We start from the raw sequence: 10,898 nt of genomic DNA, 5'->3' as shown, positions 1-10,898 counted from the left end.
CCCGCCGCGCCTAAAGGGCTGATGCTACCCTGCGGCAGACCAACCCATCCCAACATCCAAACACGCTAAATAAGACCTCACCACCAAACCCACAACCAAAACCAAAAAACTCAACCAAGCCAATACCGCTATTGAACGGCTAATGGTTCAGCAGGTTCTTGAGGTATTCGCCGTAGTCGTTTTTGCCGAATCTTTGGGCGCGGGCTTCGAGGTCCTGGTCGCTGATCCAGCCCAGCGTATGGGCGATTTCGTCAGGTGATCCGGTTTGCAGGCCTTGCCTGTCCTGAAGCGTACGCACAAAGTTTCCGGCGTCCAGCAGGCTTGCGTGGGTTCCGGTATCCAGCCAGGCATAACCGCGCCCCATGCGGTTGACGCTGAGCAACCCGGCCTCAAGGTACATTTCAAGCAAGGTGACAATCTCAAGCTCGCCGCGTGCAGACGGTTTTACGGCGCGGGCCCGTTCAGGGGCAGAGCCGTCCAGAAAATACAGCCCGGTCACGGCGTAGTTCGATGGCGGCACTTGGGGTTTCTCGACAATCTGGGTGACGGCGCCAGCCTCGTCATAGGCCACGACCCCATAGCGTTCGGGATCAGCGACCCGATAGCCGAAGACAGTGCCACCCGTCTCTTTGGCGTCTGCCGATTGCAGGATCTCGGGCAGGCCGTGCCCAAAGAAGATGTTGTCGCCCAGCACCATGGCCGAGGGGGCACCATCCAGAAAATCTTCTGCCAGAATATAGGCTTGCGCCAACCCGTCAGGAGAAGGTTGAACAATCCAGGTCAGGGACAGGCCCCATTGGCTTCCGTCACCCAACAGGCGCTGAAACTGCTCCTGATCCTGCGGCGTCGTGATCATCGCGATGTCGCGGATCCCGGCCAGCATCAGCACCGAAAGGGGGTAATAGATCATCGGCTTGTCATAGATGGGCAAAAGCTGTTTCGAGACGCCCATCGTGATCGGATAAAGACGGGTGCCTGACCCGCCTGCCAGAATGATACCTTTGCGTTTCTTGCCGTTCCGGGTCGTCATGTGCCGAGCTCTCCAAGGTCTTCAAGTATGCTGTGCAGGCCCGCCTTCCAATCCGGACGGGGCACGCCCAGTTCCGTTGTCAGTGTCGTGCAGTCCAGGCGGCTGTTCAGGGGGCGTTTCGCGGGGGTCGGGTATGCGCTGGACGGGATGTCTTCGACATTGCAGTCAATACCGGCCTGATCGAAGATCTCGCGCGCAAAATCGGCCCAGCTGACATCAGGGCCACCGCTGCAATGGTAAATTCCGGTCTTTTCATCCGGGTTTGTCAAAAGGGCGCGGGCCGCGCCGATACAGGCCCCGGCCAGTGCCGATGCCGGGGTTGGACCGCCAATCTGGTCTGCGACGATCGTCAGGTGGTCACGCTCTTTGCCGAGGCGCAGCATGGTTTTGACGAAGTTATGCCCATGTGACGACACCACCCACGAGGTTCGTATGATTGCATGGGGTCCGCCCGCCGCAATCACACCGGCCTCACCCGCCAGCTTGGTGCGCCCATAGGCGCCCAGCGGGCCGGTCGCGTGGTTGGGTAAGAACGGGGCCGTGCCCGCCCCGTCAAACACATAATCTGTCGAGACCTGAACAAACGGCAATCCGCGCCCGGCCGCGGCTTTGGCCAGCGCCGTGGGCGTGGCTCCGTTGATCAGCAGGGCAAGGTCTTCCTCCGCTTCGGCCTTGTCGACGGCGGTATATGCGGCGGCGTTGATCACCGCATCCGCATCGGTGTTGCGAACCAGGGCCGCGCACCCTTCGGGATCGGTAAAATCCGCCTTGTCGCGCCCAAGCGCTTCAACCGAGATATCCCCGCCACACCGGATCAGTTCCCGGCCCAGCTGACCGGTCGCCCCGAAGACCAGAAGTTTCACGCGCTGACCCCCAGCCGTTCGCCAACGCCGGACCGGTTCTGTAAAGACCGCCACCAGTCTTCATTGTTCAGGTACCATTCAACCGTTCTGCGCAGACCTTCCTCTACCGTCACGGACGGGCGCCAGTTCATTTCGTTGCGCATCCGCGAGGGATCGATGGCGTAACGCGCATCATGCCCGGGGCGGTCTGTGACAAAGGTGATCTGGTCCGCATAGACCCCCTGCGGTTTCGGGCGCAGGTCGTCTAGGATCGCACACAGCGTCTGCACCAGTTCCAGATTGCTGCGCTCGTTCTCGCCACCGATGTTATAGGACCGGCCGACAGCCCCCTTTTGCACCACCAGCAAAAGCGCGTCGGCGTGATCCTCGACATACAGCCAGTCGCGGACATTCGAGCCGTCGCCATAGATCGGCAGCGCCTTGCCCGCGATTGCGTTCAGGATCACAACAGGGATCAGCTTTTCAGGGAAATGATAGGGCCCGTAATTGTTCGAACAGTTGGTCAGCACCACCGGCAGGCCATAGGTCTCGTGCCAGGCCCGGACCAGATGATCGCTGGAGGCTTTCGACGCGGAATAGGGTGACCGCGGATCATAGGGGGTATCCTCGGTGAACTGGCCGGTGGGGCCCAGGCTGCCAAAGACTTCATCGGTCGAGATATGGTGGAACCTGAAAGTGTCCGGTTTTCCTTGTCCGGCCCAATAGCTGCGCGCCGCCTCCAGCATGTTGTATGTGCCCAGGACATTGGTTTCGATGAAAGCCCCCGGCCCGTCGATGGACCGGTCAACATGGGATTCCGCCGCCAGGTGCATCACCGCATCAGGCGCATGCTCGGCAAACACCGCCTTCAGGGCCGCAGGGTCGCGGATATCTGCGTGAACAAAGGCATAGTTCGGGTTCTCTGCAACCTCGGCAACATTGTCGAGGCAGGCCGCATAGGTCAGCGCATCAAGGTTCACGACCTGATGTCCGTCCGCAATGGCACGCCGCACGACCGCGGACCCGATGAAACCCGCACCACCTGTCACCAACAGTTTCATATTCTATCCTTCGTAAACAAACGGGCTGTCAAAATCGGCCAGCGCAGGCGCAATCCTGTCCTTGTCGCTCAGCACCGGGTTCCCCTGCAAGGGCCAATCAATACCACAGCTGTCCCAGCGCACACCCCCATCGGCATCCGCATTGTAAGAGCTGGTACATTTGTAGCAGATTTCGGTGTCGGGCTCTAACGTCACAAAACCATGGGCAAATCCCGCCGGCACCCAAAGCTGCCGCCCGTTCTCAAAGCTGAGCTCGATGCCGAAAGATTGCCCATAAGTTGGCGATCCCTTGCGGATATCGACGGCGACATCATAAAGCGCGCCCCGGCCCGCGCGCACCAATTTGCCCTGCGCATGCGGAGGCGCCTGAAAATGCAGGCCGCGCAATGTCCCCACCGCGGACGACAGCGAATGGTTGTCCTGCACAAATTCCGGCAACACAACCCCAGCCTCCTCCAGCCGCGCCTTGTTCCAGCTTTCGGAAAAAAACCCGCGCAAATCCCCATGCCGCTGCGGGCGAATAACCAACACACCCGACAACCCCGTCTGCTCAATCTCCATAACACCTAACCTCAACCACCTGTTGCCTGTGTTGGGCGAGTATTGTCAGGCTGGGTTTCAATGCAAGGGTGTTGCGCAATTTGCTGCTTAGATGACCGCAGCCGGAGATGGCGGCTCGCTGCCTTCCTGCTCCCTCACCCCACTACGTCACCTGCTGGTCCAGCATCTCAAGCACGGCGTCGCGTTCCGACAGAACCAGCAGCAGTGCTAGATCGCCCGGTTCCACCTGTTTCAGGATCATCGCGGCGGCCTCGGACGGGGATGCGGCCCTTTGGATCTGGGTCTTGTCATACCCTTGTTCCAGAGCCGACTTTTCAATCAGGTCCGGTATCTCTCCCAAAGCGCGACCCCGTAGGTACCCTTCCAGTTCAGCAGCAACGACCACGTCGGGTTGGAAATTCAAGGCGGTTGCGGTGACGTCGCGAATGTCCTGGTCCGAGCGGTCTCCGGCATGGCTGAGCATGATGAACCGCCGTTTTGCCGGCAAGGCCGACAGCGCATCGCACACGGCAGAAATCGAATGCGGATTATGCGCGAAATCCACGAAAACCTGAGCGCCGTTGTGCTGGAATTCGTTGCAGCGACCCGGATTGTCCTTGGCATCCGGTTTGAACCCGGCCAACCCATGCCGCACCGCTTCAAGCGGCAGTTTCAAAGCCAGCGCAAGGCACATAGCCGCCAGAGCGTTCAGGATGTTGTATTTCGCGACCCCGCCCATGGTCAGGGGCACGTCGGACACGGCAATGACCGTATGCTCGGACCGGCCGTCAAAGAAGACGATGTTGCCCTGCGAGACATAAGCGCAGCATGTTCCCGCGTCGCGCGCCCGACGGATCAGATCATTCCCGGCATCCAGTGAAAACCACCAGATATTCGCCGCCGTGTTTTCGGCCTCGGCACGGACAAAAGGATCATCGGCATTCAGGGCCAGAACACCGCCCTTGGTCAGTGTCCGGTGCACGGCGAATTTCGCCTGAGCCAGCTCGGGCACCGTGTTGACGCCGTATTGCCCCAGATGATCGTTCGCCACGTTGGTGACAGTGGCGGCCATGGCGGCACGCGTCGGCAGGCCGCGGCGCAGGATACCCCCACGGGCCACTTCAAGGCATCCGATTTCAAGCCGCTTGTCGCGCAGCAACATCCGCCCTCCGCCGGGGCCGGAATAGTCGCCGCGATCCAGAATATCGTCACCCACCCGCACAAACTCGGTCGAGGTCAGCCCTGCGACCTTGCCCGAGGCGCGGGCGATCGCCTCCAGCAACCGGGTCGTGGTGGTCTTGCCGTTGGTGCCGGTGATGAAGGCGACGGGGATGTTGTGAAAGGCGGGCCAGTCCACGTCATCCGGGGCGGGCAACGCGTCGACAGGCCAGGTTTGGCTGCCGGTTCCATGCCCGATGGAAATCTCATCATCGTCGCACAGGATATCCACACCATGCGCGTCGGCTGCCGCGATCAGGGCGATCAGCGCAGGATTGGCCTCCTTCGCCATGACGCCTTTGACGTCCCGGATCATCTGATCAAAATCGCCCGGCGTGGTCTCCAGCAACTCTGCCGCGCAGAAATGCCAGGCGGTCTGAGCCGCAAAGATCGCGGAATAAAGCTGATCCATCGGTGCCGAGATTGCCAGATTGACGCCTCCGGTAAAGGTACGGTGGGTCAGTGCCTGATCCTGCCAGCCAAGCGCATCCAGAACGCGCCGGGCGTGTTTTTCCCACAGTGCAATGACCTGCGCGGGGTCGATAATAGTGAAAAACACATCCATCACCGCGCCGGGGTGATCCCATAACAGGCCGGGGCCGGTCAGTCGCCGCGCGTCATCCACCTGAATATGATCAGCGGTCGCGCTTTCGATGGTCAGCGCGGTTTCAAGCTCTTCGATCCGGTCCATTCCGGTACCTCCGCTCAATCCGCGTCTTCGCTGATTTCACGCGCCAGTCTTACACCGCGTTCGTCCCGGATCAGGTTCTGATCGCTGTCGAACATGTCCTCGAACGTGGTGTCGGCAGGGCTGGTCCTGGGTGCTGCCTCGGTTTCAGAGGTTTCTCCATCGGAGTTGAAGTAGATGATCTGTTTCCAGCAGCGTGTGGTGTCATCTCCGAAGATCACCAGCAGATCGCCCGGTGCCGCCATCTCCAGCGCTGTGGTCACGGCCTCAACCTCATCCGGGATGATCGAGATTGCCTCATCCGGTGTCCCGCAATCGATCAGGGCCTGCCGCATCATTTGCGGCACCTCGTCATGCCCGCGACCCCGGCGGCGGTCATCGGCCTTGCAGATGAAGTGGTCAAAATGCCCGGCCAGCGCTGCGGCCCCATCAACAATGTCTTCATCGCGCCGATCACCGGGCATCGCAACAACGCACAGCCTGCGGCCCTTGACCTCCAACTGATCGGCCAAAGCGGCCATCGCCTTCAGCGCGGCCGGGTTGTGGCCGTAATCAAGGATCACCTTGAAGGGATGTTCATCATAGACATTCATCCGCCCCGGTGCCTGGAAATAACTGGTGTCGAAAGTGCGCAGACCATGCCGGATATTGTCCAAATCGACCCCAAAGCTATAGGCCATTGCAGCTGCGACCATGGCGTTTTGCACGTTGAAGATCGCCTTGCCTTCAAGCGTGGCGGGGATCAGATGCGACCACAGAACCGGGATGTGAAGCCCTTTGTCATAGATGGTCAGCATGTCGCCATTCATGCCTTTTTCCAGCACGATGGCCTTGCCCCCTGTCTTGATATGTTCCTTGACCAGACTGTGACCGGGGTTGGTCGTGACATAGAAGATCTGATCCGCCCCGGCGTAATCGGCCATCTTCAGACAATTGATGTCGTCGGCGTTCAGCACGGCCGTATCGGTCGCGCTTTCCACCACCACCCGTTTGACGACGGCCAGCTCCTCGACCGTGTTGATCCCGCCCAGGCCCAGATGATCTGCCGAGACGTTCAGACAGGCTGCCACGTTCGAGCGTTGATAGCCCAGACCCGAGCGCACCAGCCCGCCCCGCGCGGTTTCCATCACCGCAAAATCGACCATCGGATCACGCAGGACGATCTGCGCCGATTTCGGGCCGGTCATATCCCCTTTTACGCTCAGCTTGCCATCCACATAGACGCCGTCGGTCGAGGTCATGCCAACGATCTTGCCGCTGGTTTTCATGATATGACCCAGCATCCGCGACGTGGTCGTCTTGCCGTTGGTGCCGGTGATGGCCGCAATCGGGATGCGGGTTTGTTCATTGGCGGGGAACAGCATGTCGATGACCTTGCCCGCCACATCGCGCGGCTGACCTTCGGACGGGGCCACATGCATCCGGAAACCGGGTGCGGCGTTTACTTCGACAATCGCGCCACCGATATCCTTGTAGGACTTGGTGATATCGTCGATCAGGAAATCGACACCGCCCACATCCAGCCCGACGGCCATGATGGCGCGTTCGGCCATGTCGCGGTTGTCAGGATGCACCACGTCGGTCAGATCGATGGCGGTGCCACCGGTTGACAGGTTCGCGGTCGAGCGCAGATAGAAAACCTCACCCTCGGGCAGGACAGTGTCTTCCGTCACGCCCGCATTCTCCATCAGGCGGTTAGCCTGATTGTCCAGCTCGAGCCTGGTCAGCACTTTTTCGTGCCCGATGCCCCGGCGTGGGTCCTGGTTCACGATGTCGACCAGTTCGGCAATCGTATGGGTTCCGTCGCCTATTACATGGCCGGGGACGCGTTTGGCCACCGCAACCAGCTTGTCGTTCACGACCAGCATCCGGTGATCAAAGCCGGTGATGAAGCTCTCGACCAGAATGGCGCGGCTGCGCGAATGCTCCTTGGCCTCGGCAAAACCCGCCTCGACCTCGGCATCGGAATTCAGATTGATCGAAACGCCGCGCCCATGGTTGGCGTCCAACGGTTTGACCACCACCGGAAACCCGATCCGGGCTGCCGCGCGTACGGCCTCGCGGGCCGAATAGACCATGCGCTGCTGCGGAACCGGCAGGCCAAGATCGTTCAGCAGATTATGGGTGTCTTCCTTGTCACAGGATATCTCGACCGAGATATGCTTGGTCTCGGACGTAATTGTCGCCTGAATGCGTTTCTGAAACTTGCCGTGTCCAAATTGCACAAGCGAGCCGGAATTCAGCCTGATCCACGGAATGTCGCGTTCCTGCGCCGCCTTGACCAGCGATCCGGTCGATGGGCCAAATTCCTTGCGTTGCGCCCGCAGCACAAAGCTGCGCAGTTCTTCATCCCAGTTGAAGTCCGGGTCGAATTCGTAATCCACCTGATCTTTCAGGGATTGCGGCAGCAGGTGCATCAGTAACCGCATCGCCAGATTGCCCGCATCCAGACCGACGTCGCGCTGGCGGTATTCATAGACCATATTGTACTGGCCCGGCTCACCTGTGCCGCGCGTACGTCCAAAGGTCACGTCGGACCCGGCCACGTTCTGAACTTCGATGGCGCAATGTTCCAGCACATGTCCCAGCCAGGTGCCTTCATCCTCGCGCAGGCGGCGGATAAAGCCGCCGGGTTCGCGATAGGAACAGCCGTGTTCCGCCAGACCGGGAAGCGCCTTGATCAAGGCGTCAATAAACTCGGAACCAATTTTTGCCGAGGGCCACTCTTCCAGAACACCCAGATCGATGACGTGGCGAATGACCGGAAAACTTGCCCAGACATTCGGGCCGACAAAGACATTGGTCGAGATTATTTTCATGAGGCTCCCCGTTGGTTAGCTTTTTGTTTTCCCCCCGCTGGCGGCCTCTTGACCGGACATGTCCGGCAATGTGCAGAACGCCAAATGCTCATCCGGCGGAAAAGCCTGGCGAGCCGTCAGATCATAACGGCACCCTTCGCCCAGAACGTCAAGCCGAAGTCCAAGCAGGCTCAGCGCTTCGCCGCGGCGCGCGTCCCACATCGATGAATGGGTCAGATGACTGGCGTCCACGACGGTAACCGATCCGCTGCCCACGACTTCAAGGACATTATCGGGTCCGATGAAGGCTGCCGTGTCTTCGTCGATACCCAGTCCGATCAAAAAAGGGTTGAAAGATGAAGCGGTTAGCAAACGTCCCAGCCGATTGCGTTGTGTGAAGTGCTGGTCGATGATGACGGCGTTGGTCAAACCCATGCCCGGAGCCAGCGTGATATTGCCCTCAGCCGGAGCCGAGTTGCTGCTGCCCCCGGCCACCATGTGTTCGGACATGATCGACGCCCCGGCTGAAGTGCCGGCAACCGGCACACCGGCCGCATTCCGGCGCCGAATTTTCTGCGCCACAAGTGTGCCACCCAGAATCGCCGACAGCCGCAGCTGGTTGCCGCCGGTCATGAATATCCCTGTAGCGCGGTCCAGCATCTCGGCATAATCGGGATTGTCGCAATCAGCACGCCGCGAGATGGGCAGAAATTCGACCTTGCCCGCGCCCAGCTCGGAAAAGATGCGATTGTAATCCGGTCCGGTCTCTTCCAACATCGAGGCCGTCGGGATCACGACAATATCGGCATCAGGACCACCAGACAGCTCAACGAACTTGCGGTGAATCTGCATTTCCTTGACGCGGTCTTCGCCGCCGCCGATCGGGATGATGAACCCGCGCGGGGTCTCTGCATCAACGGGTGCAGGGCACATATCTTACTTACCTTCCGGTATAAAAGCAGCCAGCCATCGGGGCCACTCGGACGCTTAACCTGTTCATACATGCCGTGTCGGGCCATCTGACCCTATCGGACATGCCGTTCCCCCCCCAGCGACATCACATGCCGCACGGCAGGGATTTCGTCAAGAACCACCGGTTTTGTGCCTGCTTCAGCCTGCCAGTGCCAAACCCTGCACGACAAAAGCGATCCCCCCGAAACATCAAAGCTCCGGGGGGATCAGATTGCCCGTCAGTTTGCGCGCTGGTTCAGATGTCGAATTTGACACCCTGCGCCAGCGGGAGCTCTGCCGAGTAGTTCACGGTGTTGGTCTGGCGGCGCATATAGGCTTTCCACGCGTCCGAGCCGCTTTCGCGTCCGCCACCGGTTTCCTTTTCGCCACCGAATGCGCCACCGATCTCGGCGCCCGAGGGGCCTATGTTGACGTTGGCAATACCGCAATCCGACCCCGCCGCAGTCAGAAACTGCTCGGCCTCGCGCATGTTCAGCGTGAACACACAGGATGACAGCCCTTGCGGCACATCGTTTTGAAGCTGGATCGCATCGTCAAAGTCGTCGTAGCCCATAACATAAAGGATTGGCGCGAAAGTTTCGGTTTTCACGACCGCGCTTTGGCCGGGCATTTCGACAATTGCGGGCTGCATATAGACACCCGCAGGAAGCCCTTCGGTTACACGTTCGCCGCCAAACACGGTGCCGCCTTCGGCCCTTGCGGCCTCCAGTGCGGATGTCATGGCGGCACCCGATGCCTCATCCACCAGTGGCCCGATCAACGTGCCCTCAGACAGCGGATTGCCGATGGCCAGACCGGCATAAGCCTTTTTCAGGCGGCCCACCAGTTCCTCACGGATCGAGTTGTGCACGATCAGACGGCGCAGCGTGGTGCAACGCTGACCGGCGGTCCCAACGGCCGAGAAGACAATGGCGCGCACGGCCATTTCCAGATCCGCCGAAGGGCCGACGATCATCGCGTTGTTGCCACCCAGCTCCAGAATGCACTTGCCAAAGCGTGCCGCAACAATGGGCGCAACCGCACGGCCCATTCGTGTGGACCCTGTGGCCGAGATGATCGGAACATCTTCGCTGGCCACCAGCGCCTCGCCCAACTCCGCGCCACCGATCAGGACCTGAAGCAACCCTTCGGGGGCATCGCCAAACCGCACCAGCGCGCGTTCAAAGATCTTCTGGCAGGCCATCGCTGTCAGCGGGGTCTTCTCGGACGGTTTCCAGATCACCGGATCGCCACAGACCAGTGCCAAAGCGGCATTCCACGACCAGACCGCAACTGGGAAATTGAAGGCCGAGATCACTCCGACCGGGCCCGCCGGATGCCAGGTTTCCATCATCCGATGACCTGGGCGTTCCGACGCGATGGTCAGACCATAAAGCTGACGCGACAGACCAACGGCAAAGTCGCAGATGTCGATCATCTCCTGCACTTCGCCCAGACCTTCGGATGTGATCTTGCCGGCCTCCCAGCTGACAAGCGCGCCCAGATCGTCCTTGGCCGCACGCAGCTCTTCGCCCAGCAGGCGGATCAGCTCGCCCCGACGCGGGGCCGGCACAACGCGCCACGCCTTGAACGCGTTTTTGGCGCGGGCAATGATCGCGTCCATTTCGGTGGCCGGCGTTTCATGCACATCGGCCAGCAGGCAGCCGTCAATCGGCGACGTCACCTTCAGAGTGCCGCCCTTCAATGCGGCGTCTGTCAGATCCAGATTTGCAAGCGTGGTTTGGGCTGTCATTACGATGTCTTTCATAT

General features: G+C 60.2%; 8 protein-coding genes. All 8 read right to left on the bottom strand.

From position 1 onward, the window contains the following. Window positions 1-139 precede the first annotated feature (139 nt). Entirely contained in the window at window positions 140-1,030 is an 891-nt protein-coding gene (rfbA, locus tag ACR0ES_RS18790) for a glucose-1-phosphate thymidylyltransferase RfbA (protein WP_480484785.1), read from the bottom strand. Continuing rightward, window positions 1,027-1,893, bottom strand: a complete 867-nt coding sequence (gene rfbD / locus ACR0ES_RS18785) for a dTDP-4-dehydrorhamnose reductase (protein WP_480871488.1) — start codon at window positions 1,891-1,893, stop codon at window positions 1,027-1,029. Before rfbD ends, rfbA begins: the two co-directional genes overlap by 4 nt. Then, window positions 1,890-2,933: a dTDP-glucose 4,6-dehydratase gene (gene rfbB / locus ACR0ES_RS18780; protein ID WP_209508309.1), complete on the bottom strand. Its 1,044-nt coding sequence runs from the start codon at window positions 2,931-2,933 to the stop codon at window positions 1,890-1,892. Before rfbB ends, rfbD begins: the two co-directional genes overlap by 4 nt. 3 nt (window positions 2,934-2,936) lie before the next feature. Next, entirely contained in the window at window positions 2,937-3,494 is a 558-nt protein-coding gene (gene rfbC / locus ACR0ES_RS18775) for a dTDP-4-dehydrorhamnose 3,5-epimerase (RefSeq protein ID WP_480488984.1), read from the bottom strand. 142 nt (window positions 3,495-3,636) lie between these two features. After that, entirely contained in the window at window positions 3,637-5,382 is a 1,746-nt protein-coding gene (locus ACR0ES_RS18770) for a Mur ligase family protein (protein ID WP_480871487.1), read from the bottom strand. A 14-nt stretch (window positions 5,383-5,396) separates the two neighbouring features. Beyond that, a complete protein-coding gene (gene cphA, locus ACR0ES_RS18765; RefSeq protein WP_480774354.1) occupies window positions 5,397-8,198 on the bottom strand; it encodes a cyanophycin synthetase in 2,802 nt (933 codons plus the stop codon). Window positions 8,199-8,213: 15 nt separating this feature from the next. Beyond that, on the bottom strand, window positions 8,214-9,110 hold the full coding sequence (locus ACR0ES_RS18760) for a cyanophycinase (RefSeq protein ID WP_267365913.1): 897 nt from the start codon (window positions 9,108-9,110) through the stop codon (window positions 8,214-8,216). A gap of 274 nt (window positions 9,111-9,384) precedes the next feature. Continuing rightward, entirely contained in the window at window positions 9,385-10,896 is a 1,512-nt protein-coding gene (amaB, locus tag ACR0ES_RS18755) for an L-piperidine-6-carboxylate dehydrogenase (RefSeq protein WP_480871486.1), read from the bottom strand. Window positions 10,897-10,898: the final 2 nt, after the last annotated feature.

This window comes from Ruegeria sp. N7 (assembly GCF_056531345.1).
Note: the sequence above shows the minus strand (reverse complement) of the source record. Positions and strands in the feature narration are given on the sequence as shown.